This is a genomic window from Ruixingdingia sedimenti (assembly GCF_031432425.1).
In the GTDB taxonomy this organism is placed as follows: domain Bacteria; phylum Pseudomonadota; class Alphaproteobacteria; order Rhodobacterales; family Rhodobacteraceae; genus Ruixingdingia; species Ruixingdingia sedimenti.
This window is the reverse complement of sequence record NZ_JAVKPH010000007.1, coordinates 158,884-182,831: the sequence shown is the minus strand read 5'-3', so window position 1 is coordinate 182,831 and position 23,948 is coordinate 158,884. Positions and strand designations below refer to the sequence as shown.

At 70.3% G+C, this 23,948-nt stretch carries 26 protein-coding genes; 16 read left to right on the top strand and 10 right to left on the bottom strand.

Annotated elements, in window-relative coordinates; all coding sequences use genetic code 11:
• Window positions 1-189: 189 nt before the first annotated feature.
• Together pncB and pncA are read right to left on the bottom strand one after the other, a co-directional pair.
• On the bottom strand, window positions 190-1,482 hold the full coding sequence (gene pncB / locus RGD00_RS08980) for a nicotinate phosphoribosyltransferase (RefSeq protein ID WP_310456970.1): 1,293 nt from the start codon (window positions 1,480-1,482) through the stop codon (window positions 190-192).
• A gap of 3 nt (window positions 1,483-1,485) precedes the next feature.
• Complete coding sequence (gene pncA / locus RGD00_RS08975) at window positions 1,486-2,097, bottom strand: bifunctional nicotinamidase/pyrazinamidase (RefSeq protein WP_310456969.1); 612 nt, start codon at window positions 2,095-2,097, stop codon at window positions 1,486-1,488.
• Between the two features lie 100 nt (window positions 2,098-2,197).
• Between pncA and trhO the strand changes: the two genes are divergently transcribed.
• The 6 genes from trhO (at window position 2,198) to RGD00_RS08945 (ending at window position 8,815) form a co-directional block, all read left to right on the top strand.
• Entirely contained in the window at window positions 2,198-2,977 is a 780-nt protein-coding gene (gene trhO / locus RGD00_RS08970) for an oxygen-dependent tRNA uridine(34) hydroxylase TrhO (protein ID WP_310456968.1), read from the top strand.
• Window positions 2,978-3,049: 72 nt separating this feature from the next.
• Complete coding sequence (locus RGD00_RS08965; RefSeq protein ID WP_310456967.1) at window positions 3,050-3,886, top strand: flagellar motor protein MotB; 837 nt, start codon at window positions 3,050-3,052, stop codon at window positions 3,884-3,886.
• 89 nt (window positions 3,887-3,975) lie between these two features.
• Complete coding sequence (locus tag RGD00_RS08960) at window positions 3,976-5,286, top strand: flagellar hook protein FlgE (RefSeq protein WP_310456966.1); 1,311 nt, start codon at window positions 3,976-3,978, stop codon at window positions 5,284-5,286.
• A gap of 8 nt (window positions 5,287-5,294) precedes the next feature.
• Complete coding sequence (flgK, locus tag RGD00_RS08955) at window positions 5,295-6,725, top strand: flagellar hook-associated protein FlgK (protein ID WP_310456965.1); 1,431 nt, start codon at window positions 5,295-5,297, stop codon at window positions 6,723-6,725.
• Entirely contained in the window at window positions 6,726-7,721 is a 996-nt protein-coding gene (locus RGD00_RS08950; RefSeq protein WP_310456964.1) for a flagellin, read from the top strand.
• Window positions 7,718-8,815 carry a flagellar basal body P-ring protein FlgI gene (locus tag RGD00_RS08945; protein WP_310456963.1) on the top strand — a complete coding sequence of 366 codons (1,098 nt, stop codon included), beginning with the start codon at window positions 7,718-7,720 and terminating at the stop codon, window positions 8,813-8,815. The genes RGD00_RS08950 and RGD00_RS08945 overlap by 4 nt, the downstream gene beginning before the upstream one ends.
• Window positions 8,816-8,817: 2 nt before the next feature.
• On the opposite strand, the gene fliP is transcribed toward RGD00_RS08945, so the two are convergent.
• Genes fliP through fliF form a run of 4 tightly spaced genes read right to left on the bottom strand, consistent with a single transcriptional unit; the run spans window position 8,818 to window position 12,011 of the window.
• Complete coding sequence (fliP, locus tag RGD00_RS08940) at window positions 8,818-9,546, bottom strand: flagellar type III secretion system pore protein FliP (protein ID WP_425603397.1); 729 nt, start codon at window positions 9,544-9,546, stop codon at window positions 8,818-8,820.
• Complete coding sequence (locus tag RGD00_RS08935; protein WP_310456962.1) at window positions 9,543-9,818, bottom strand: FliM/FliN family flagellar motor switch protein; 276 nt, start codon at window positions 9,816-9,818, stop codon at window positions 9,543-9,545. The genes fliP and RGD00_RS08935 overlap by 4 nt, the downstream gene beginning before the upstream one ends.
• Window positions 9,811-10,410, bottom strand: a complete 600-nt coding sequence (locus tag RGD00_RS08930; RefSeq protein WP_310456961.1) for a FliH/SctL family protein — start codon at window positions 10,408-10,410, stop codon at window positions 9,811-9,813. Before RGD00_RS08930 ends, RGD00_RS08935 begins: the two co-directional genes overlap by 8 nt.
• Window positions 10,410-12,011 (bottom strand): flagellar basal-body MS-ring/collar protein FliF, encoded by a 1,602-nt coding sequence (fliF, locus tag RGD00_RS08925; RefSeq protein WP_310456960.1) that lies wholly within the window; start codon window positions 12,009-12,011, stop codon window positions 10,410-10,412. The genes RGD00_RS08930 and fliF overlap by 1 nt, the downstream gene beginning before the upstream one ends.
• 79 nt (window positions 12,012-12,090) lie before the next feature.
• On the opposite strand from fliF, the gene RGD00_RS08920 reads away from it, so the two are divergent.
• From RGD00_RS08920 to RGD00_RS08875, 10 genes are all read left to right on the top strand, one after another.
• Entirely contained in the window at window positions 12,091-12,567 is a 477-nt protein-coding gene (locus tag RGD00_RS08920) for a flagellar basal body-associated FliL family protein (RefSeq protein WP_310456959.1), read from the top strand.
• Between the two features lie 12 nt (window positions 12,568-12,579).
• The gene (locus tag RGD00_RS08915; protein ID WP_310456958.1) at window positions 12,580-12,933 is read left to right on the top strand and encodes a hypothetical protein; all 354 of its coding nucleotides are present in this window, start codon (window positions 12,580-12,582) and stop codon (window positions 12,931-12,933) included.
• Complete coding sequence (locus tag RGD00_RS08910; protein WP_310456957.1) at window positions 12,930-13,496, top strand: MotE family protein; 567 nt, start codon at window positions 12,930-12,932, stop codon at window positions 13,494-13,496. The genes RGD00_RS08915 and RGD00_RS08910 overlap by 4 nt, the downstream gene beginning before the upstream one ends.
• A 9-nt stretch (window positions 13,497-13,505) precedes the next feature.
• A complete protein-coding gene (motA, locus tag RGD00_RS08905; protein WP_310456956.1) occupies window positions 13,506-14,375 on the top strand; it encodes a flagellar motor stator protein MotA in 870 nt (289 codons plus the stop codon).
• Window positions 14,375-16,525, top strand: a complete 2,151-nt coding sequence (locus RGD00_RS08900; protein ID WP_310456955.1) for a hypothetical protein — start codon at window positions 14,375-14,377, stop codon at window positions 16,523-16,525. The genes motA and RGD00_RS08900 overlap by 1 nt, the downstream gene beginning before the upstream one ends.
• 67 nt (window positions 16,526-16,592) lie before the next feature.
• Window positions 16,593-17,288, top strand: coding sequence for a lysozyme family protein (locus RGD00_RS08895; protein ID WP_310456954.1), 696 nt, complete (start codon window positions 16,593-16,595; stop codon window positions 17,286-17,288).
• Window positions 17,289-17,298: 10 nt separating this feature from the next.
• Window positions 17,299-19,371, top strand: a complete 2,073-nt coding sequence (gene flhA / locus RGD00_RS08890) for a flagellar biosynthesis protein FlhA (protein WP_310456983.1) — start codon at window positions 17,299-17,301, stop codon at window positions 19,369-19,371.
• Entirely contained in the window at window positions 19,368-20,138 is a 771-nt protein-coding gene (locus tag RGD00_RS08885) for a flagellar biosynthetic protein FliR (protein ID WP_310456953.1), read from the top strand. The genes flhA and RGD00_RS08885 overlap by 4 nt, the downstream gene beginning before the upstream one ends.
• Entirely contained in the window at window positions 20,135-21,217 is a 1,083-nt protein-coding gene (gene flhB, locus RGD00_RS08880; protein ID WP_310456952.1) for a flagellar type III secretion system protein FlhB, read from the top strand. The genes RGD00_RS08885 and flhB overlap by 4 nt, the downstream gene beginning before the upstream one ends.
• Window positions 21,214-21,543: a hypothetical protein gene (locus RGD00_RS08875; RefSeq protein WP_310456951.1), complete on the top strand. Its 330-nt coding sequence runs from the start codon at window positions 21,214-21,216 to the stop codon at window positions 21,541-21,543. The genes flhB and RGD00_RS08875 overlap by 4 nt, the downstream gene beginning before the upstream one ends.
• On the opposite strand, the gene RGD00_RS08870 is transcribed toward RGD00_RS08875, so the two are convergent.
• The 4 genes from RGD00_RS08870 to flgG are packed head-to-tail and all read right to left on the bottom strand — an operon-like array spanning window position 21,540 to window position 23,945.
• The gene (locus RGD00_RS08870; RefSeq protein WP_310456950.1) at window positions 21,540-21,998 is read right to left on the bottom strand and encodes a flagellar basal body-associated FliL family protein; all 459 of its coding nucleotides are present in this window, start codon (window positions 21,996-21,998) and stop codon (window positions 21,540-21,542) included. The two genes, RGD00_RS08875 and RGD00_RS08870, sit on opposite strands and share 4 nt — an antisense overlap.
• A gap of 8 nt (window positions 21,999-22,006) precedes the next feature.
• On the bottom strand, window positions 22,007-22,732 hold the full coding sequence (flgH, locus tag RGD00_RS08865) for a flagellar basal body L-ring protein FlgH (RefSeq protein WP_310456949.1): 726 nt from the start codon (window positions 22,730-22,732) through the stop codon (window positions 22,007-22,009).
• 11 nt (window positions 22,733-22,743) lie between these two features.
• Window positions 22,744-23,160 carry a flagellar basal body P-ring formation chaperone FlgA gene (gene flgA, locus RGD00_RS08860; RefSeq protein WP_425603396.1) on the bottom strand — a complete coding sequence of 139 codons (417 nt, stop codon included), beginning with the start codon at window positions 23,158-23,160 and terminating at the stop codon, window positions 22,744-22,746.
• Window positions 23,160-23,945 carry a flagellar basal-body rod protein FlgG gene (gene flgG / locus RGD00_RS08855; RefSeq protein WP_310456948.1) on the bottom strand — a complete coding sequence of 262 codons (786 nt, stop codon included), beginning with the start codon at window positions 23,943-23,945 and terminating at the stop codon, window positions 23,160-23,162. The genes flgA and flgG overlap by 1 nt, the downstream gene beginning before the upstream one ends.
• Window positions 23,946-23,948 lie beyond the last annotated feature (3 nt).

Sequence of the window (23,948 nt, the reverse complement as noted above, 5' to 3'; positions counted from 1 at the left end):
ACCTCGACACTCGCAGACCCAAACGTCGTCAACGAACTCGTCAACAACAGGATGAACAGGGCCTAGCGGGAAACACGCCGGACAACGGCGGGGGCTTCATCTTTTCAAAAATACTCCGGGGGCGCCGGATGGGGCGCCACTGGTTCGAGAACCAGCCGGCGCGGGGCTGGCCCCCGGCGCCGACCGGAATCAGACCAGCACCGCCTCGGCCTTCTGCACGCCCACGTCGAACACGCGCTTGTAGCGGTCGATCTGGTCCGCCGGGCCCATCGCCTTGTTGGGGTTGTCGGACAGTTTCACCGTGGGCCGCCCGTTCGCCGCCACCGCCTTGCACACCAGACTGAACGGCGCCAGCGCATCGCCCGGCATCAGGCCGCGGAAGTCGTTGGTCAAGAGCGTGCCCCAGCCGAAGCTGACCTTGACCCGCCCGGCAAAGCGCGTGTGCAGTTCTTCCATCTTCGGCACGTCCAGCCCGTCGGAAAAGATGATCAGCTTGCGCTGCGGATCCTCGCCCCTGTCGCGCCACCAGCGGATCGCGGTTTCCGCGCCTTCCGCCGGGTCGCCGGAATCGATGCGCATGCCGGTCCATCCGGCCAGCCAGTCGGGCGCATGTTCCAGGAAACCGGCGGTCCCGAAGGTATCGGGCAGGATGATGCGCAGGTTGCCGTCATGTTCCTCGTGCCAGTCGGCCAGCACGCGATAGGGGGTCTGGCGCAGTTCGTCGTCGCTGTCGGCCAGTGCGGCATAGACCATCGGCAGTTCGTGGGCGTTGGTGCCGATCGCCTCGATGTCGCGGTGCATGGCGATCAGGCAGTTCGAGGTGCCGGTGAAGGCGGGCCCCAGCCCTTCGATCAGCGCCTGCACGCACCAGTCCTGCCACAGGAAGGAATGCCGCCGCCGGGTGCCGAAATCCGCCAGTTTCAGCCCGTCGATCCTGCGCAGGCGTTCCACCTTTTCCCACAGCTTGGTCATCGCGCGGGCATAGAGCACCTGAAGCTCGAACTTGCGCAGATCCTTCATCACCGCGCGGGATCGCAGTTCCATCAGCACCGCCAGCGCCGGGATTTCCCACAGCATGACCTCGGGCCATTTGCCCTCGAAGGTCAGTTCGTACTGCCCGTCGCGCTTTTCCAGATGGTAGGGCGGCAGTTGCAGGTTCTCGAACCATTCCATGAAATCGGGGCGGAACATCTGGCGCTTGCCGTAGAAGGTGTTGCCGCGCAGGAAGGTGCTTTCGCCCCGCGCCAGCCGCAGGCCGCGGATATGGTCCAGCTGTTCGCGCAATTCGCCCTCGTCGATCATGTCGGCGAGGCGGATGGATTTCGTGCGGTTGATCAGGCTGAAGGTAACGTCGGTGTCGGGCTTGTTGCGAAAGATCGACTGGCACATCAACAGCTTGTAGAAGTCCGTGTCGATCAGCGACCGCACGATGGGGTCGATCTTCCACTTGTGGTTATAGACGCGGGTGGCGATGTCGACCATGGCTCAGCCCTCTGCCAGCGTGACGCCGGCCGCGCGCATCTGCGCCACGGCCTCGGCCAGCGATCCGTTCAGGTCGATCGCCCGGCAGGCATCCATCCGCACCGTCACGCGGAACCCCTGCCGCACCGCATCCAGCGCCGAATAGGCGACGCAGAAATCGGTGGCGAGGCCGGCGAGGGTCAGCGCCTCCACCCCCCGGCTGCGCAGATAGCCGTCGAGCCCCGTGGGGGTGGTGCGGTCGTTCTCGAAAAACGCGGAATAGCTGTCGATCCCGGTGCGAAAGCCCTTGCGGATCACCATCTGCGCCGGGTCGGTGGCCAGCCCGGGATGGAAGGTCGCGCCATCGGTGCCCTGCACGCAGTGGCGGGGCCACAGGACCTGCGGGCCATAGGGCATCTGCGCCATGTCGAACGGCGCGCGGCCGGGGTGGTTGTCGGCAAAGGACAGGTGGCCGGCCGGGTGCCAGTCCTGCGTCAGCACCACCACCGCGAATTCCGCCATCATCGCATTGACCGGCGCCACCACCGCATCGCCATCCGCCACGGCCAAGGCGCCGCCGGGGCAGAAATCGTTCTGGATGTCGATCCCGATCAGGGCTTCGGTCGCGGGGCGCATGACATCCTCCTTGCCAGCATCCGGTTTTGCCTAAGTCCCCGGCGGGCCTGCGTCAATGCCGGGCTTGCGTTTGCGGCGCGGGCGGGGGATGGGGTGGTGCATGTTCACCGTCGCCGCCCTTTACCATTTCGCCCCGCTGGACGACCTGCCCGCCCGCCGCGATGCCCTGCGCGCGGCGCTGGCGGCGGATGGGGTTCGCGGCACGATCCTGCTGGCGGCAGAGGGCGTGAACGGCACCATCGCCGGGACGCCCGCGGCCATCGCCCGCGCGCTGGACACGATCCGCGCCCTGCCCGGCTGCGCGGGGCTGGAATGGAAGGAAAGCCATGCCGCGCAGATGCCCTTCGGGCGGCTGAAGGTGCGGATCAAGCGGGAAATCGTGACGCTCGGCCAGCCCGCCGACCCGGCACGGCGGGTCGGCACCCATGTTCCGGCGGCGGACTGGAACGCGCTGATCACCGCCCCCGACGTGGTGGTGATCGACACCCGCAACGATTACGAGGTCGCCATCGGCACCTTCACCGGCGCCGTGGACCCCGGCACCCGCAGCTTCGGCGACTTTCCCGGCTGGTGGGCCGCGAACCGCGAGCGGTTCCACAACAAGCGCATCGCCATGTTCTGCACCGGCGGGATCCGCTGCGAAAAGGCATCGTCGTGGTTGCTGGACCAGGGGGTGGACGAAGTGTTCCACCTGCACGGCGGAATCCTGAAATACCTCGAGGACGTGCCGGAGGCCGACAGCCTGTGGCAGGGCGAATGTTTCGTCTTCGACGGGCGCGTGGCGGTGGGGCACGGGCTGCGGCAGGGGGCGGTGACGCTTTGCCGGCGATGCGGGCGGCCGGAGGCGGCCTGTGCCTGCGCCGGAGCGCAAAATCCCTAAAATCCCTCCGGTTAAGCCGCTGTTCACCGCACCGCGCTAGACCGGATGACGGGTGAAGGAACAGGTGGTGGAATGGCAGGGCAGTCGAATGCCGCGCCGGTCATCATCAAACGGAAAAAGGTCATTCAGGCCGGCGGGCACCACGGTGGGGCGTGGAAGGTGGCCTATGCCGACTTCGTGACCGCCATGATGGCGTTTTTCCTGCTGATGTGGCTGCTGAACGCGACGACGGAAAAGCAACGCAAGGGGATCGCGGATTATTTCAACCCGACGATCCCGGTGAACCGCATCTCTGGCGGGGGCGAGGATGCGTTCGGCGGCGACAGCGTGTTTTCCGAAGAGGTGCTGGCGCAAAGCGGCACCGGCGCCTCCAACCTCTATCCGACAGAGGACCGGCAGGCCCGCGGCCAGACCGGGGCGGATGCGGCGGGCAAGGCAGAGGAACAGGCGCTGCGCGATCTGGAAAAGCAGTTGCTGGCCCGCAGCGGGGAAAGCATGACGATGGAACGCGCGCTGCGCCATGTCGTCACCCGCATCACCGACGAGGGGCTGGTGATCGAGCTGCACGACATCGAGGGATCGACCCTGTTCGACGGCGACACGGCGGCGCCGAACCCCGTGCTGCGCGATCTGGCGCAGGTGGTGGCGGAAACCTTCCTGCTGGTGACAAACAAGGTCGCGGTGAACGGCCACACACGAGCCTATCCGATCACGCTGATCGACAACCCGGTCTGGGATCTGTCGGCCGCGCGGGCGCAGGAAATGCGCCGGATACTCGAATCCGCGGCCTTCCCGGCGGAACGGATGCAGCGCGTGACCGGCTTTGCCGACCGCAAGCCCGTGACCGCCGATCCCCGCGCGGCCCGCAACGGGCGGCTGGAAATCGTCCTGCTGCGCCGCGACCGATAGGGCACGGGATCCGTTAGGCCGATATTAAAGATGCGTGCGCATCCTGCGCTGCGAGACATGGATTCGCAGCAGCAGAAAGGCGCGATCAGATGACGATTTCTTCCTCGCTCAATGCCGGGGTCGCCGGGCTCAACGCGAACGCCACCCGGCTGGCCACGATCGCCGACAACATCGCCAATTCCGCCACCTACGGCTACAAGCGCAGTTCGGCCGATTTCCACTCGATGGTGATCGAAAGCGGCGGCTACAACCGCTTTTCCGCCGGCGGGGTGCGGGTGTCCAGCATGCGGCTGATCGACGAACGCGGGCCGCTGGTGTCCAGTTCCAACCCGACCGACATCGCCATCGACGGACGCGGCTTCCTGCCCGTGACCACGCTGGCGGCGTTGGACGGGCAGGGGACGGACTATCCGCTGGCGCTGACCACCACCGGGTCCTTCCGTCCCGATGCCGACGGCATCCTGCGCACGGAAACGGGGCTGGTGCTGATGGGCTGGCCGGCGCAGCCGAACGGCGCCATCCCCACCTTCCCGCGCGACACGACCGCGGGGCTGGAACCCGTGCGCATCAACACCAACCAGTTCGTGGGCAACCCCACCACGCTGCTGACGATGGGGGTGAACCTGCCCGCCACCGCCACGATGGCCGGGGCCTCGGGCGACACGATCGACATGTCGCTGGAATATTACGGCAACCTCGGCACCTCGGAAAAGCTGGATGTCAGCTTCACCCCCAGCGTGCCGGGGGCAGGGGCCGGGGCGTCGAACGAATGGGTGATGGTGATCCGCGATTCCGCCTCGGGCGGCGCGGTGGTCGGGGAATACCGGCTGAGCTTCGACGACAGCCAGACCGCGGGCGGCACGCTGGCCGGCGTCACCACCCTGTCCGGCGGCGCCTATGACCCGGCGACGGGGCAGATCGGGCTGACGGTCGGCGGCGGGGCGTTGCAGCTCGACATCGGCATCCCGGGACAGCAAAGCGCGATGACGCAACTGTCGTCCAGCTTCGTGCCGGGTTCGCCCACCAAGAACGGCTCGCCCGTCGCCAATCTCAGTTCGGTGGAGATCGATGCCAACGGTTTCCTCCACGCGGTCTACGATCAGGGCTTCACCCGCCGCATCTACCAGATCCCGCTGGTGGATGTGCCGAACCCCAACGGGCTGATCTCGCTCAACAACCAGACCTACCAGATCTCGCCGGCCAGCGGATCCTACTTCCTGTGGGATGCGGGCGACGGGCCCACCGGGGCGATGGTCGGTTTCGCGCGCGAGGAATCTGCGACCGATGTCGCCGCCGAACTGACCAACCTGATCCAGACGCAACGCGCCTATTCGTCCAACGCCAAGGTCATCCAGACGGTGGACGAGATGTTGCAGGAAACCACCAACATCAAGCGGTGAGGTAAGCCATGAGCCTTTCGGCAAGCCTGTCGAGCGCCCTGTCCGGCCTGACCGCCGCCGCGCGGGGGGCAGAGGTCGTATCCTCCAACGTCGCCAATGCGCGCACGGCGGGCTATGCCCGGCGCGAATTGCTGCTGGCCGTGCGCAGCCCGCAGGGGGTGCAGGTCGCCGGCGTCGCGCGAATGGTCGACCGCGCGCTTCAGACCGACCGCCGGGCGGCACAGGCGGCGGCGGAAAACACCGACCTGCGCAGCGCCTTCCTGCGCCGGATCGAAGAGGCCATCGGCCTGCCGGGCGACGATGGCGCGCTGTCCACGCGCATCGGCGCCTTTGCCGCGGCGCTGACCGCGGCGGCGGGGCGGCCGGAATCGACGGCGCTGCTGACGGCGGCGGTGGATATGGCGGCGGGAATTGCCGGGCATCTGGCGGGGGCCAGCGACGGCATCCAGACCGCCCGGGCAGAGGCCGACCGGGCGATTGCCGCCGATGTGGGGCTGCTGAACGACTCGCTGGCACGGATCGCCGACATGAACCGGCAGATCCGCACCACGCTCGGCAGCGGCCGCGACGCCTCGGCCCTGATGGACCAGCGCCAGCAACTGGTGGACGGGATCGCCGCCATCGTGCCGCTGCGCGAGGTCGACCGGGGCAACGGGCAGATCGCGCTTTACACCGCCGGGGGGGCGGTGCTGCTGGACGGCACCCCGGCGGAATTCGGCTTTACCCCCGCCGGCATCGTGGTACCGGGGATGACGCAGGGCACCGGCGCGCTGTCGGGGCTGACGCTGAACGGGCGCGCCATGGGCACGGCGGAAACCGGGCTTCTGGGCGGCGGGCGGCTGGCGGCGAATTTCGCCTTGCGCGACGTTCTGGGGCCCGAGGCGCAGGCGCGGCTCGACGCCGTGGCGCGCGATCTGGTCGAACGCTTCGCCGATCCGGCGCTGGATCCGACGCTGGCGCCCGGCGCGGCGGGGCTGTTCACCGATGGCGGCGGGCCGTTCGCCCCGGGGGATGAAACCGGGCTGGCCGCGCGGCTGGCGGTGAACCCGGCGCTCGACGGCGCGGCCTGGCGGCTGCGCGACGGGCTCGGCGCCGCTGCGCCCGGCGCCTCGGGCCAATCGGCCCTGCTGGTGCGGATGGCGGATACGCTCGACACCGCGCGCGCGCCGGTATCGGGCGGTTTCGGTGGCGGGGCACGCAGCTTCGCGGCGCTGGCCTCGGACCTGCTGTCCACCCTCGCCACCGCACGGCTGACCGCCGATGGCGCCGCCACCTTCAGCGCCGCCAAGGCCGCCGCATTGCAACAGCAGGAGGCCGCGGGCGGCGTGGATACCGACCACGAGGTACAGATGCTGTTGCAGATCGAGACCGCCTATGCCGCCAACGCCAAGGTGCTGCAAAGCGTGGATGAAATGCTGGACCTCTTGCTGGGGATGTAGATGAGCTTTCGCACCATCGGGGATCTTGCCCGCACCACCATGCTGCAACGCCATACGGCGCAGCTGAAGGCCGAGGTCCAGCGCCATACCGAGGCGATGGTCAGCGGCCGCGTCACCGACCCGGCCGCGGCGCTGCGGGGCGACCTTGCGCCGCTCGCCGCGATAGAGACCACGCTGCGGCGGATCGAGGGGTGGAAAAGCACCACCGCAGAAATGTCGCTGATGCTGGGCGCGATGCAGACGTCGCTGTCCACCCTCGGGTCGGTGTCCGACACGGCGTCGCAGGCGCTGCTGACGGCGGCGGGGTCGGGCAATCCGACGCTGATCGACACCACGGGGGCGAAGGCGCGGCAGGATTTCCAGATCGCGGTGGCCGCGCTGAACACGCGCATCGGCGACCGCACATTGTTCGCGGGCGCGGCGACGGAAGGGCCCGCGCTGGCGCCCGCCGACACGATCCTGACCGCGCTGGAGGCCGCAACGGCCGGGTTGACCAGCGCCGCCGACATCGAAGCCGCGGTGAACCAGTGGTTCGCCAGCCCCGCGGGCTATTATCTCGGCGCCGCTGCGCCGCTCGGCCCGGTGCCGATCGGGGCGGGTGAGGTGGTGGAACCCGGGGTGACTGCCGCGGACCCCGCCATCGCGCAGGCCCTCGCGGGCCTCGCACTCGGCGCGCTGCTGGATCGCGGGGCGCTGGCCGGGGATACCGCGGGGCGGGCGGATCTGGCGCGCCGGGCGGGCGAGGCGCTGGCGGAAAACGCCGCCGCACGGGTGGGCGTGGCCGCGAACCTCGGCCTGGCCGAGGCGCGCGTCGCCGATGCCGCCGCCCGCCACGGGGCAGAGGCCACGGCGCTCGGCCTTGCGCGGGCGGGGCTGGTGGCGGCGGATCCCTATCAGGCGGCCTCCGATCTCGAGGCCGCACAGACGCAGCTTGAAACGCTCTATTCCGTCACCGCGCGGCTGTCGCGCCTCAGCCTGGTGGATTTCCTCAGATGATCCGTATCCTTGCGGCCTGTTTCATCGCCCTTGCCCTGCCTGCCGAGGCCGGCGCGATCCGGGTCAAGGATCTGGTCGAATTCGACGGGGTGCGCGGCAACGACCTGGTGGGCTATGGCCTCGTCGTCGGGCTGAACGGCACCGGCGACGGTATCCGCAACGCCCCCTTTACCGAGGAAATGCTGGCGAACCTGCTGGAACGGCTCGGCGTCAACGTGACGGGCGAACAGTTCCGGCCCAAGAACATCGCCGCGGTCTTCGTCACCGCCGCGCTGCCGCCCTTCGCGCGCGCGGGCGGGCGGATCGACGTCACCGTTTCGGCCATCGGCGATGCGAAAAGCCTTCTGGGCGGCACGCTGGTGATGACGCCGCTGAATGGCGCCGACGGGCAGATCTATGCCGTGGCGCAGGGCACGGTGATCGCCGGCGGCATGGCGGCAGAGGGCGCGGCGGCGCGGGTGGTGGAAGGCGTGCCGACCGCGGGCAGCATCCCGCTCGGCGCGCGGGTGGAACGCGAGGTCGATTTCGACTTCGGCGCGATGGAGGCGATCCGGCTGGCGCTGCGGATGCCCGATTTCACCACCGCCGCGCGGATCGAGGCCGCGATCAACCGCGACTTCGGCCGCCGCGTGGCGGAAATGACCGATGCCGGCACCGTGGCGCTGAACGTGCGGGCGGCCGGCATGCGGTCGCCCGCGCATGTGCTGGGGCGGGTGGAAAACCTGACGGTGGAGCCGCAGTCGCGCGCCCGCGTGGTGGTGGACCAGCGGTCGGGCACCATCGTGATGGGGGCGGATGTGCGCATCAGCCGCGTCGCGGTGGCGCAGGGCAACCTGACCCTGCGGGTGGAAGAGACGCCGATGGCGGTGCAGCCCAACCCGTTCTCGCAAGGGGAAACCATCGTCGTGCCGCGCAGCAGCGCCAGCATCGACGAGGCACAGGGCACCGGGCTGGCCGAACTTTCGGGCGGCACCTCGCTGTCGGAAATCGTCGCGGGGCTCAACGCGCTCGGCGTCGCACCCCGCGACATGATCGACATCCTGAAAAGCATCAGCGCCGCGGGGGCGCTGCATGCCGAATTCGTGGTGCAATAGGGTCAGGAATAGCTGCGCACCAGCGCGCCCGCGATCAGTGTCCAGCCATCGGCGACGACGAAGAACGCCAGCTTGAAGGGCAGCGAGACGATCGCGGGCGGCACCATCATCATCCCCATCGCCATCAGCACCGCGGCGACCACGAGGTCGATCACCAGGAACGGCAGGTAGATCAGAAAGCCGATCTCGAACGCCCGCTCGATTTCGCTGAGCAGGAACGACGGCACCAGCAGCGACAGCGGCGCATCGGCCAGGTCGGGGGGGATCTCCGCCCCCGGGCGCAGGTCGGCCAGCGCGGCAAAGGTCTGCGGGTCGAGCCGCGCGGCCATGAAGCCACGGAAGGGCACCAAAGCCTCGCGAAGCGCGGGTTCGGGGGCGAGCGTGCCATCGCTCAGCGGCCCGATGCCGCGCACCCAGGCCTCGGTGAATACCGGGTCCATCACGAACCAGGTGAGGAACAGCGCCAGCGTGATGATCAGCATGTTCGGCGGCGCGGATTGCAGCCCGATCGCCTGCCGCAGGATCGACAGCACCGTGACCACGAAGGGAAAGCAGGTGATCATCACCGCGAGCCCCGGCGCAAGGCTCAGCACCGTCACCAGCGCCAGCAACTGGATGGACCGCGCGGTGAACGACCCGCCCTCGCCCAGGGTCAGCGTCACTTCCTGCGCCGTCGCGGGTACGGCCAGCGCCGCCAGCACCGCGGCAAGCGGCAGCCAGCGCAGGCTCACAATCCGTCCCGCAGGTTGGCGACCTCGGTCAGCCGCACGGCAAGCTGGCCGGATTGTTCGCCGTCAAGCTCCTGCAACTCGCCCCGTGCGATCAGGCGGTCGCCGACATAAAGCTCCACCGGGTCCTCCACCCGGCGGTCGAGCGGCAGCACCGCGTCGCGGCCGAGCCGCAGCAGGTCGCGGATCTGCGGCCGCGCCTTGCCGACCGAGATCACGATTTCGATGGGCACCTGCCCGAAGGGGCCGATGTCGCTGGCAACGGGGTCATCCATCACGGGGTTCCTTTTCCGAAAGCGCAAAGAATTCCGCCAGAAGGCGGCGAATGTCGGCCACCGCGGCGTCGAGATCGACACGCAGTTCGGCCTCGCCCAGCTTCAGCCAGGCCTGCCCCTCGCCCATCATGGGTTCGGGGGTGATGGCCAGCGGCAGGCTTGTCTGCCCGGCCAGCAGCGATTCCACCGCGTCGCGTTGGGCGGGATGGATGCGCAGCGACAGGGGCGCGTCCGCCGCGGCCTCCACCGCCGGGCGCAGAAGGTCGGCCACCAGCCGGGGCAACGAGGCCCGCGCGGCCTCCGGCAGGACCTTCGCCAGCGCGTCGCAGATGACCGGCGCCACGGCGGACAGCACATGCGCCCGCGCCTCGTGATAGGTGAAGGCCAGCGTTTGCAGATTGCGCGCGACCTCGGCCTGCAACGCCGCGCGGTCGTCGGCATTGGCGATCAGGGCATCGTCCCAACCCGCCTTGTAGCCCGATTCGAAGGCGGCGAGCCGGGCGTCCTCGAACGCGTCGCCCTGCATCACGATGGTTTCGCCCGCCGCCGCATCGGCATTGTCGAACACCTCGAGCCTCAGCCGCGGGGCCATCAGCGCGCCTCCTCGCGGTCATCCATCCAGCCGCGCAGGATCTCGACCGATTCGGCCTGACGTTCGGCGATCAGGCGGCGCAGGCGTTCCACCGGGTCGGGGGGCGGGTCGTCGCCGGGGTCCGCCTTGTGCGGGATCACGGACAGGCGCGGGGGCTCTTCCCCGTCGTCGATCACGCCGTCCAGCACCCGCGCGCCGTCGGGCGGCGGCAGGGCGGCGGGCGCGGGCATGACCGGCAGCCGGGCCGAGGTCAGCACCGGGCGGATGACGAAGATGCCGAGCGCCAGCGCCACCAGCGCCGCCACCGCCATCTGGATCAGCGTCATCATGTCGAGCCCGGCGAACATCCCGGCCTCTGCCAGCGTGCCCATGGGGGTGATCGGTTCGAATTCGAGGCTCTTGATCGTGATCACATCGCCGCGTTCGGCATCGAAGCCCACGGCAGAGGTCACAAGCTCGCGCAGGTCGGCCAGTTCCGCCTCGCTCCGGGCCTGCCATGTGCCGTCCTCGGCCCGCAGGCCATCGACCAGCACGGCAACGCTCAGCCGCCGCACCGCGCCCGGGGCGCGTTCGACTTCGCGCGCGACTTCCGAAACCTCGTAGTTCACCCTTTCCCGCGTCTCGCTGGTGCGGCTGGAGGTGTTGCGCCCCTCGGCGGCATCGCCCTCGGGCAGGTTCGAGGCGACGCCGACGCCGTTCGATCCGGCCTCGGACGAATTGTCGCTGCGTTCCTCGGTTTCGGTGGAAATGGCGACGCGGGATTGCGGGTCGAACCGCTTTTCCACGATCGATTCGCGTTCGGTGACCAGATCGACGCTGACCTCGACCAGCGCGCGGCCGGCGCCGACGCGGGCGGCGAGCAGCCGTTCGACCCGCTGGCGCAATTCCTCTGCCCGGTCGCCGGCGGCGCGGGCGGGGGCGTTCGCGGCGTCTTCGGCCGCGACCAGCCCGCCCTGGCTGTCGATCACCGCCACATCCTCGGGCGACAATCCCGGCACCGCAGAGGCCACCAGATAGCGCAGCGCGCGCGCCTGTTCGGCGGGCAGCGCGCCGCGGTCCGTCGTCACCGTGACCGAGGCCGTGGCCCGCTGCACCCGCCGGAAAGGCTGCGCCCCCGGCACCGCGACATGCACACGCGCGCTGCGCACCCCGGGCAGCGCCAGCGCGGTGCGCGCAAGTTCCCCTTCCTTGGCGCGCAGATAGGCGGCGTCGAACATCTGCGAGGTGGTGCCGAAGCCCGACAGCGAATCGAGCAGTTCATACCCCCTGGAGCCGAGCGCCGGCATCCCCTCGCCCGCCAGCGCCATGCGCAGCTGGTCGCGCCCCGCACGGTCGACCCAGATCGAATCGCCCCGCACCTCGAACCGGGCGCCGCGCTGTTCCAGCGCGGTCACGACCTCGCCCGCCGCGGCCGGATCCAGGCCCGCGTAAAGCAGGGCCATTTGCGGCGCGGACCCCATCCGCGCCAATGCGAGCACGGCCACGAACACCGCCACCGTCGCCCCCGCCACAAGGGCGCGGCGGCGGGTGCTGAGACCGGACCAGAGTGACAACAGTTGTTCCAAACGATTCCCTCCAGGCCTTCTGACCCGTTGGCCCATGCTTGGCGGATCGGGCTTAACAATCGGTTAGTGACCTGCGGGCTATGGATCGGATCGACAGATTCGACAGGAGCCGCGGATGACCGACACCGCCTTGCCCGAACCACCGCCGAAACGATCGAAACTGCCGCTGATCCTGGGGCTGGTGCTGGCGCTGGTTCTGGGGGGCGTGGGGTTCTATGCCACCCGGGCGGGGCTGGTGCCCGGCCTCGGCAGCGCCGAGCCCGAGGGGGAAAAGGCGCCCTCCCCCCTGCCCGACATCGCCTTCGTCGCCTTCGACCCGCTGGTGGTTTCCCTGGGCCCCGGCGCGCGCAGCCGGCACCTGCGGTTCACCGCGCAGCTGGAAGTGACGCGCAAGACCGAGGCGGAGGTGCGGCTGCTCATCCCGCGGATCGTCGATGTGCTGAACAGCTATCTGCGCGCAGTTTCGCCCGCGGATCTGGAAAACCCGGCGGCGCTGGTGCGGCTTCGGGCGCAGATGCTGCGGCGGGTGCAGATCGTCACCGGCGAGGGGCGGGTGCGCGACATCCTCGTAACCGAATTCGTGCTCAACTAGCGGGGCGCCCTGATGGAACTGATCGCCAATATCCTGCTTGCGGCCGGGGCCTTCGGCGCCGCGGTCTACTGCTATGTGCTGTCGCGGCGGCTGACGCGGTTCACCCAGCTGGAAAACGGCATGGGCGGCGCGGTCGCGGTGCTGTCGGCGCAGGTCGACGACCTGACCCGCGCGCTGTCGCGGGCGGAAGGGGCGGCCGGCCATTCGACCGAACGGCTGGAGGATCTGACCGCCCGGGCAGAGGCCGCGACGACGAAACTGGAACTGCTGCTCGCCTCGCTGCACGACCTACCGGAAGGGGCCGACCGGCGGACGCGCTTCGTGCGCCACAGGTCGGCCCGCGGCGCGGCGGAGGCAGCGGAATGACGGCGGGCCGGAAACCGCGGCGGCGCGGCGCGCTGATGGTGCTGGCGGGGTTGCTGGCGGCGTCGGGCGCGATCCGCATCGGCCTCGGCGTGCAGGAGGCGCGGGCGCTCGCCCCGGCAGAGCCGCCCGCACCGCAGGCCGCGCAGGTCTGCGAGGCCCCGCCCGAGGCGCTGGCACAGGCGCTATCGGCGCGCGAGGAACGGTTGCAGGTGCAGGAGGCCGCGCTGGCCGACCGGCTCGCTGCGCTCGACCTTGCCGAACAGGCGCTGACGGCGCAGATCGCGGCGCTGGAAGAGGCCGAAAGCCGCCTCGCCGCCACCATCGCCCAGGCCGACGGCGCGGCAGAGGCGGATGTGACCCGCCTCACCGCCGTCTACGAGACGATGAAACCCAGGGACGCCGCGCTGCTGTTCGCCGCGATGGACCCGGATTTCGCCGCCGGTTTCCTCGGCCGCATGCGGGCAGAGGCCGCGGCGGCCATCCTCGCGGGGATGGACCCCGAACGCGCCTATGCCATCAGCGCACTTCTGGCCGGGCGCAACGCGCTCGCCCCCCGGGAATAGGAGGACCGCATGATCGGCATCATCGGCATCGTGGTGATCTTCGTCATGGTCTTCGGCGGCTATGTCGCCGCCGGCGGCAAGATGGGGATCATCATGCATTCGCTGCCGTTCGAGCTTGCCATGATCGGCGGCGCGGCGGTGGGGTCTTTCCTGCTGTCGAACGACATGTCGGCGGTGAAACACACGCTGAAGGACATCGGCAAGGTGTTCAAGGGCCCGGCATGGAAGCCCGCGGACTACCGCGACCTTCTGTGCCTGCTGTTTGAACTGATCCGCGTCGCCCGCGCCAACCCCGTCGCGCTGGAAGAGCATATCGAGAACCCCGAAGGTTCCGCCATCTTCGCCCGCTATCCCCGGATCGCGAAGGACCACGAGGCGGTGGACCTGATCTGCGACACGATGCGCGCGGCGGCGATGAACTACGACGACCCCCATCAGGTGGAAGAGGTGCTCGACAAGCGGATGGAGACGCATGGCCACCATGCGATGCATTCGAGCCACGCACTCCAGAACGTGGCCGATGCGCTGCCCGCGCTCGGCATCGTCGCGGCGGTGTTGGGGGTGATCAAGACCATGGGCTCGATCGACCAGCCGCCCGAGATCCTGGGCAAGATGATCGGCGGCGCGCTGGTCGGTACGTTCCTGGGCGTGTTCCTGGCCTATGGCATCGTCGGCCCCTTCGCCGCGCGCGTGCGCACGGTGGTGGAGGAAGACGGGCATTTCTACGCGCTGATCCGCGAGGTTCTGGTGGCGAACCTGCACCGTCACCCGGCGAATATCTGCATCGAGGTCGGCCGCCAGAACACCCCGCATCACGTGCGGCCGAGCTTTGCCGATCTGGAGGACGCGCTGCGCACCCTCAAGCAGGAGGCCGCGTGATGCTGCGTCTGGCGCTGGTGATCTGGCTGATGGCGGCGGGATGGGCGGCGGCGGCGCCGGTCCGGGTCGATTCGGGCGAACATCCGGGGTTCTCGCGGCTGGCGCTGCGGTTCGGCGCGCCGGTGGACTGGCGGTTGGGGCGGGTCGATGGCGGCTATGCGCTGCGGGTCGATCAGCCGGGGCTGGCCTACGACCTGTCGCAGGTCTTCCGGCGCATTCCGCGCAGCCGGCTGGCGGCGGTGGAGCATGACGCGCAGGCGGGCCTGCTGCGCCTGCGGCTCGGCTGCGCCTGCCATGCGGAGGCGTTCGTGGGCCCGCGGAACACGCTGGTGATCGACATCCGAGATGGCGCGCCGGATCCGGGTTCCGTCTTCGAAACCGCGCTTGCCGCGCCGCAACCCCGGCCCGAGCCGGGCCTCCCGGCAGGCCCCAACTACGACTGGCTGGAGGCCCTGCGCCAGCAACATGTCCCTGCGCCGGATCTGCCCCCGGCACCGGATGCGCGGCTGGCCGAACTGCGCGAAAGCCTGCTGCCGCAGCTGGCCCGCGCGGTGGCGATGGGCGTCGCCGACCCGGTGGGCAAGATGCCCCGCAACGCGCAGCCCCCGGTGCCCGCTGCCCCCCCCGCCGAAGCCCCGCCCACGGCAGCCCCCCTGCCCCCGCCGCCGCAGATGCGCATCCTGCCGGCGGATGGCGGCACGGGGCCGGGATTCGCTGCCGATGGGGCCGTCTGCCCGGCGGATGCGCTGTTCGACCTCGCGGCCTGGGCCCCCGCAGGCCCGCCGGCAGAGGCGCTCGGGCCCCTGCGCGCGGGGTTGATCGGCGAATTCGACCGGCCTTCGGCGGAGGGGGTGGTGGCGCTGGTCCGGCTCTATCTGCATGCGGGCTTCGGGGCAGAGGCGCGCAACCTTCTGGAAAACATGGAGATTGCGGTCCCCGGGGCGGATCTTCTTCTGCTGCTGGCGGTACTGGTCGATGGCGGTACGCCGGCGGGGCCGCATCCGTTGCAGGGGTTGACGGCCTGCGACGGGGCAGTGGCGCTGTGGGCGGTGCTGGCGCAGCCCACCCTTCCCCCCGGAGAACGCGTGAACAACGACGCGGTGATCCGCGCGTTTTCGGCCCTGCCGCTGCACCTGCGCCATGCACTCGGCCCCGGTCTGGCGGACCGTTTCATCGGCATCGGCGCGGCCGGCACCGCGCGGGCGATCGGCGATGCGATCGCCCGCGCGCCGGGGGATCATGGCGCGGCGCTCGGCATGATCGAGGCACGGCTCGACCTCGCCCATGGCGCGCATGCGACGGGGGAGGGACGGCTGCGCGCCATCGTGGCCGAGGACGGATCCCACGCCACCCATGCGTTGATCGCGCTGGTGGAAAGCGTGGTCGCGCGCGGCGAGGCGCTGGACGGGCCGTCGCTTCTGGCGCTGGAGGCCGCGGCGCGCGAGGGCGAGGGGGGCGAGGATGGCCCGGCGCTCCACCGCGCGCTGGTGCTGGGCCTTGCCGCGAACGGCCGCTTTGCCGAGGCTTTCGCACGCCTGCCGGACCGGCCTGCCGCGCTGCATGCCGATGTCTGGCGAATCCTGGCGCAACGCGGCGACGACGCCGCGCTGTTGCGCCATGCGATCACCCGACCCGCACCGCCGCCGCCTGCGCCCACCCGCACCGCCATCGCCCGCCGCCTGCTGGACCTCGGCTTTGCCGCAGAGGCACGGGCCTGGGTGGAGGAGGATGCCGCCATCCCGGGGGCGGCGCTGCTGATCGCCGCACAGGCGGATCTGGCGCTGCGTGACGGGCGTAGCGCGCTGCGGCGGTTGCAGGGCCAGACGGGGGCTGACGCCGCACGGCTGCGGGCGCGGGCGCTGGTCCTTCTGGGCAACCCGGCAGAGGCCGCCGCCGCCTGGCGCGAGGCGGGATCGGGGGCAGAGGCCGCCACGGCCCTGTGGCGGGCGCGCGACTGGCCCGGGGCCGCCATGGATCCCGAGGGCGGCCCGCGGCAGGCGGCGGCCGCGCAACTGACCGCAGAACCAGAGCCTGCACCGGCCGAAATCACCCTCGCCGCCAGCCGTGCGGTGCTGGAACAGGCGCGCGCGCAGAAGGCCGCCGTGGCCCGCATGTTAGAGGCCCTGCCCCGCCCGGCGACCGGGCCATGAACGTAAACCGCCTGGCAAGGATTGCCGCCGAGGCTGCCCCTACCCGCAAGAACGCAGGAGACACCGGATGATCCGACGGGGATGGTTCACCCACTGGCCACGCCTGCTGGCAGGGCTCTGCGCGCTGCTGGCCGCCCCCGCCGCGCAGGCGGACCCGGCGGCGCTCTGCGATCGGGCGGCGGCGCGGGCAGCCGCGCAGACCGGCGTGCCGGTCGCGGTGCTGCGCGCGGTGGCGCTGACGGAAACCGGGCGGCGGATGGGCGCGGCGATGCGGCCCTGGCCCTGGACGGTGAACCACGCCGGCGACGGGCGCTGGTTCGCCACCCCGGCAGAGGCGCTGGCCTTCGCCCGTTCGGTGCTGGAAAGTGGCAGCCGCAATGTCGACCTCGGCTGTTTCCAGATCAACCACCGCTGGCATGCCGGGGCCTTCCCCTCGCTCGACGCAATGATCGACCCCGAGGCGAATGCCCAATATGCGGCACGATTCCTGCTGGATCTGCATCGGGAAAGCGGCGACTGGTCGGTGGCCGCGGGCGCCTTCCATTCGCGGACCGCGGTCTTCGCCATCCGCTATCGCGACCGGTTCGAGGCGCATCTGGCCACCCTCCGCCCGCAGGAGGCGCCCGCCCCGGGGCCCGGGGCAAACGCCTATCCGCTGCTGCGCGCGGGGGCGGGCGGGGGCATCGGCTCGCTGGTGCCCCGGGTGCAGATGCGGCCCGCGCTGATCGGCGGGGCGGTCGCGCCGCTCTTCGGGAAGGGCTGACATGCCGCAGATGCGCCTGACCCTGCGCGATCTCTACCGGCCCACGGTGCTGCTGGCGCTGGCGCTGATGGCGGTCATCATCATGATGGTGCTGCCGGTGCCGGCCTGGATGCTGGATGTTGGGCTGGCAGTTTCCTTCGCGCTTGCAGTGCTGATGTTCACGGTTACGCTGTTCATCGAACGGCCGCTGGACTTTTCGGCCTTCCCCACCATCCTTCTCGCCTCGCTGCTGCTGCGGCTGTCGCTCAACGTCTCGTCCACCAAGCTGATCATCGGGCAGGGCCATACCGGCACCCATGCCGCCGGTTCGGTGATCGAGGGATTCGCGAGCTTCATCATGGGCGGCTCGGTCCTTCTGGGGGTGGTGATCTTCTGCGTGCTGATGATCGTGAACTTCATGGTCATCACCAAGGGCGCCGGGCGGATGGCCGAGGTCGGCGCGCGGTTCGCGCTGGACGGGATGCCGGGGCGGCAGCTGGCGATCGACAGCGACATGTCGGCGGGCGCCATCGACCATGCCGAGGCCAAGGCGCGGCGCGAACGCGAACTGGCCGAGACGACCTTTTTCGGCTCGCTCGACGGGGCGTCGAAATTCGTCAAGGGCGATGCCGTCGCGGGGCTGCTGATCACCGGGCTGAACATCATCGTCGGGCTGTTCATGGGGATCGGCGTGCACGGGATGGATGTCGCCCGCGCGTTCGAGACCTATGCGATCCTCACCGTGGGCGACGGGCTGGTCAGCCAGATCCCGGCCGTCATCACCTCGGTCGCGGCGGCGCTGCTGCTGGCGCGGGGCGGGTCGAAAGAGGCGACGGAAACGGCGGTGTTTTCGCAACTCGGCCGCTATCCGGCCGCGTTGGGGACGGTCGCGGCGCTGATGGCGCTGTTCGCGGTGGTGCCGGGGCTGCCGTTCCTGCCGTTCATGGCCGCGGCCCTGGGTCTGGGCGGGGCGGCCTGGGCCATGGCCCGCCGCGCCCCCCCGGCGGCAGAGGAAGATGTGGCCGCAGAGGCGCCCAAACCCCGCCCGCTTGGCGATGTGCTGGATTTCGACGACATCCATGTCGAATTCGCGCCGGATCTGGTGGCGATGATCCTCGACCCGGCGACGGGCCTCGACGCGCGGATCGCCAATATCCGCACGCATGTGGCCTCTGCCTTCGGGCTGATCCTGCCGGAAATCCGCCTCACGGACGAACCCGCCCTGCCGCCGGGCACGTATCGCATCCGCATTCAGGGGGTCGAACAGGTGCGCGACCGGCTGATGCCGGACCGGGCGATGCTGCTGCTGCCCGACGGCACCGCCGCCGCCCCCCCGGGCGAGGACGTGCGCGAGCCCGTCTATGGCGCGCCCGCCCGCTGGATCTGGCCCGACACGCAGGAAGAGGCGGCGCTGGCCGGGCTGACGGTGGTGTCGCCGGCCGAGGTGCTGGCGACGCATCTGCTGGAGGTGCTCAAGACCAACATGGCGCGGCTTCTGACGCTCAAGGGCCTGCGGCGGCTGCTGGATGAATTCACCAACCTGTCCGATCCGCAGCGCGCGGCGGCGAACCGGCGGCTGCTGGATGAACTGGTGCCCGACAAGGTGCCGGTCGATGTGCTGCTGGCGGTGCTGCGGCTGCTGCTGGAGGAACGGGTGTCGATCCGCAACCTGCCGCTGATCCTCGAGGCGATCGCGGAACTGCGCGGCGCGCCGCTGCCGGCCGAGGCGATCTGCGAACATGTCCGCCGGCGGCTCGGGTTCCAGCTGGTGGCGGAACTGAAACGCGCGGACGGGACGATCCCGCTCATCCAGCTGGCGCCGGAATGGGAGGCGACCTTCGCCCGCTATCAGATCGACGGCGAGCGGGGCTTGCAGGACGTGGCTTTGCCGCCGGATCAGTTCAACCGGCTCGGCAATGCGCTGGCGGACCGGCTGACGCGGGCGGCGGAAACGGGGGCGGTGCCGGCGCTGGTGACATCGGCGCTGCGGCGGCGGTTCCTGCGCACGGTGCTGGCGGCGCGCGGGCTGCCCGCGCCGGTGCTGTCCTATGACGAGATCGGGATGGAGGCGCGGCCCGCGCTTTTGGGCGTGGTGGCGGCATGACCGGGATGGTCGGGGCGCTGGCGGCGCTGCTGGACCTGGGCGAGGGCTTTGCCTGGGCGGCGGTGCTGGTGTTCCTGCGCACCGGTGGGGCGATGGCGCTGCTGCCCGCCTTTGGCGAACAGGCGGTGCCGGCGCGGGTGAAGCTGGTGCTGACGCTGGCCTTCACCGCCGTCGTCGCCCCCGCCATCGACCCGCAGGCCGCGCCCCAAGGCGCCGCCCCCCTGCTGGCGGAGGCTGCGGCGGGCCTGTTGCTCGGGGCCGGGTTCCGGCTGCTGTTCCTCGCATTGCAGGTGGCGGGGACGATGGCGGCGCAGGCGGTGTCGCTGTCGCAGATCCTCGGCGGCGCGGGGGCCGAACCGCAACCGGCCATCGGCCATGTGCTGACGGTTTCGGGCCTCGCGCTGGCGGCGAGCCTGGGGCTGCATGTGCGGGTGGCAGAGGCATTTCTGCTGTCCTACGACCTGCTGCCGCCCGGGCGCTTTCCGCTGGCTGCCGATGCCGCCGCCTGGGGGCTGGCGCAGGTGGCGCGGATGTTCGCGCTCGGCTTCACCCTTGCGGCGCCGTTCCTGATCGCCTCGGTGATCTACAACGCAGCACTTGGTGCCATCAACCGGGCGATGCCGCAACTGATGGTGTCTTTCATCGGCGCACCCGCGTTGACGGCAGGGGGGCTGATCCTGCTGATGCTCACCGTGCCGGGGATGCTGGCGGTCTGGCTGTCGGTGCTGCACGGCTTTCTCGACGCCCCCTTTTCGGTGCCGCGATGAGCGAGGAAGACGGCGCAGAGAAGGAATTCGACCCGAGCGAGCGAAAACTCGAAGAGGCGCGCGAAAAGGGCGACATTCCCCGCCAGCAGGACCTGCTGACCGCGGCGGCCTATGGCGGGTTCCTGCTGGCGGCACTGGCCCTGGGCCCCCGGGCGCTGTCGGCGGCGGCGCAGGCGGGGGCGGTGCTGCTCGACCAGGCGGACAGCCTTGCGCCCGCGCTGTTCGGGGGCGGCGCGGCCCTGCCTGCGGGGATCGCGGCGGGGATGGCCGGGATCCTGCCGTTTTTCCTGTTGCCCATGGCGGCGGTGATCGTGGCGCTGGTCGCGCTGCGAGGGCTGGTGTTCGCGCCGGACAAGCTGTTGCCGAAACTGTCGCGGATTTCGCCGATCCGGGGGATCAAGAACCGTTTCGGCCTGTCGGGGCTGGTCGAATTCGCCAAAAGCGTGCTGAAGATGCTGGCGGTGTCCACGGTGATGGCGCTCTACCTCTCGGATCAGTTCGACAGCCTGCGCGGGGTGCTCCACCTCGAACCGGCGCAGGCGGTGGCGGTGCTGTTGCGGATGCTGGCCGGATTCCTCGCCATCGTCCTGGCGGTGCAGGGCGTGGTCGGCCTGGCCGACCTGCTGTGGCAGCGGTTCGATCACCGCCGCCGCCACCGGATGACCCGCAAGGAAATGACCGATGAGGTCAAGAACGCCGAGGGCGACCCCCATATCAAGGCGCAGCGGCGCCAGCGCGGGACGGAAATCGCGATGAACCGGATGCTCGCCGATGTGCCCCGGGCCGATGTGGTGATCGTCAACCCCACCCATTACGCGGTGGCGCTGAAGTGGAACCGGCAGGACAGGCATGCGCCGATCTGCCTGGCCAAGGGGGTGGACGAGATCGCCGCCCGCATCCGCGACCGCGCGGCAGAGGCCGGGGTGCCGATCCACCGCGACCCGCCGACCGCGCGGGCGATCCATGCCACGGTCGCGGTGGGCACGGAAATCCGGCGCGAACATTACCGCGCCGTGGCCGCCGCGATCCGGTTTGCCGAACGCATGCGGCAGCGCGCGCGGGAAAGGGGCAAAAAATGAAGGATCCGCGGCTGGTGCGCCTTGCCGTTCTGGCGGGGATGATCCGCGACCATGAACTCGGCCAGTTGCGCGCCCGGGCGGAGGCGATGGCGCAGACCCGCGCGCATCTGGCCGGCCTCGCCACGGCCCCGCCCGCGGATACGGCGGATATGGCGCTGATGCTGGCCGATCTGCGGCATCAGCAATGGGCCGAGGCGCGGCGGAGGGATCTCAACACCACGCTTGCCCGGCAGACGGCGGAATGGATGACGGCGCAGGATGCCGCGCGGGCGGCCTTCGGCCGGGCAGAGGCGCTGGCGCGGTTGCGGGACGGCAAGCGGCGCTAGCTGTCCTGGCGCACGATGTCGACGATCAGCACATCCGTCACCAGCGGCCCCAGAACCCGCACGGCCGCCTCGCGCAGCGCCGCGCGCAGGATCGTCATGTTCGAACCATCGGTGAAACTGCCGCGGAAGCCGCCGGTATTGGCATGGTCGAACAGGATCTGCAGGAAAGCGTCGCGCAGCTTGGGCTCGCGCGCGTAGACGCCTTCGGACCCGCCGGTTTCCACCTCGAGGCTCAGCGACAGGATCACCAGCGACACGACGCGCCCGTCCTCGACTACCGGCACGACGAACTGGTTGTTCATGCGCACGTAATCGCGCGGCTTTTCCTCGGCCGGCGGGGGGGGCGGGGCCTCTGCCGCGGGTTCGGCGGGCGGCGGGCGCAGCAGGATCCCCGCCCCCGCACCAAGCCCGAGACCGACCAGACCCAGAAGCACCGGCAACAGTTTGCGCAACATCGCGGACCTCAGAACGGCAGGATGATATCGGCGATCTGCTGGCCGTAGGCGGGCTGCTGCATGTCGCTGATCTGGCCCCGGCCGCCATAGGAAATGCGGGCGCCGGCGATCTTGTCATAGGTGATCTCGTTCTGGCGCGAGATGTCGCCGGGCCGGACATAGCCGGTCACCACCAGTTCGCGCAGTTCGTAGTTCACCCGCACCTCCTGTTGCCCCTCGATCCGCAGGACGCCGTTCGGCAGTTCCTCCACCACCGTGGCGGCGACGCGCAGCATCAGTTTCTCCTTGCGGCGGACCGAACCGTCGCCGGAAAAGCTCGTCTCGCCGCCGCTGTCCACGGCCTCCGCCATGCTCGCCCCCTCGGGCAGCTTGCGGTCGAGCCGCTGCGGGATGCCCAGCATCTGGGGGACGCCCATCGTGCGGCTGCCCGCGCGCGAGCGGTCGGTGGAATTCGAGATTTCGGCATTCTCGTTGATCTCGATCACCACGGTCAGGATATCGCCCCGCCGCGCCGCCCGCCGGTCGCCGAAAAGCGAGGCGCGGTTGCCCGTCCAGAGCGATGCCGCGTCGCTTGGGGCGGTCGACGGCGCGGTTTCGGGCAGGGGGGCGGAATACATCGCGTGATGCTGGTAGCTGCCTTCGAGCGGGCTGAAACCGGGGGCCTTGCCGACCTCCTCCAGCCGGCCGCAGGCGGCGGCAAGGATCAGGACGGGCAGGATCAGGTGGGGGCGCATCGTTTGGTCCTTCAACGGCTGGCGCCGACCGCGACGCTGCCGTCCGGGCGGATCACGCCCGAAACGGTGGTGCGGGAGGCGAGGTTCATCACCCGGATCACGTCGCCCGCCCCGCCGCGGGCCAGCGCGCGCCCCTCGGCCCGGATGGTCAGCGGCCCGGCGCGATAGGCGAGCGGTACGGTCTGGTTGCGGTCGACGATGGCGGGGGGGCCCAGATCCTCTGGCCGGATCGGGCGGCCGGCGTAAAGAACGACCCGGGTTTCCATCCCCAGGGCCTCGTCCGGATGGGCCAGCGCACCGGGCACGGCGGCGGGGGTCACGGTCACATCCGCCGGGGTCAGGATCGCCTGCGCCCGGATCGTGCGCGCCGCGACCAGCGTGTCCGCCCCGGCGGGGCTGGCGGCCAGCAGGACCAGAAGCCACCGCATCAGCGCACCTGCGTGGTCGCGCCGAGCATCTGGTCGGCGGCGCTGATGACCTTGGCGTTCAGTTCGTACCCCCGCTGCGCCTTGATGAGTTCCGTCACCTCGCGCACCGCGTCGACCGAGCTTTCCTCCAGATACCCCTGCCGCAGGGTGCCGATCCCGTCCTCGCCCGGCGCACCGATCAGCGGCGGGCCCGAGGCGCCGGTTTCGAGAAAGAGGTTCGACCCCAAAGCCTCCAGCCCCTTTTCGTTGGCGAAACCGGCCAGCGTGAACTGGCCCAGCAGTTCGGGTTCCACCCGGTCGGAGAAATAGGCGTGGACCTCGCCCGCCGCGTTGACCGAAATGCTGCGCGCATCCGAGGGGATGGTGACGCCCGGCACCACCGGATAGCCGTCGGAGGTGACGATCAACCCGTCGGCAGACCGTTTCAGCCCCCCGTCGCGGGTATAGCCCGACAGGCCCGAGGGCAAAGTGACCTCCAGATACCCGCGCCCCTCGATCGCCAGGTCGAGGTCGCCCCCCGTCTGGCTGACCGGCCCCTGCGCCAGCACCACCGACACCGCGGTGGCCCGCACCCCCAGCCCCACCTGCACCCCGGTCGGCAGCATCGTGCCGTCCTGGGCCGAAATGGTGCCGGGGCGCGCGACCTGCTGATAATGCAGGTCGGCGAATTCGGCGCGGCGGGCGTTGTAGCCCGTCGTCGACATGTTGGCGAGGTTGTTCGAGACCACATCGACCCGCATCTGCTGAGCCGCCATCCCGCTCGCCGCGATCTGGAGCGCCTTCATCCC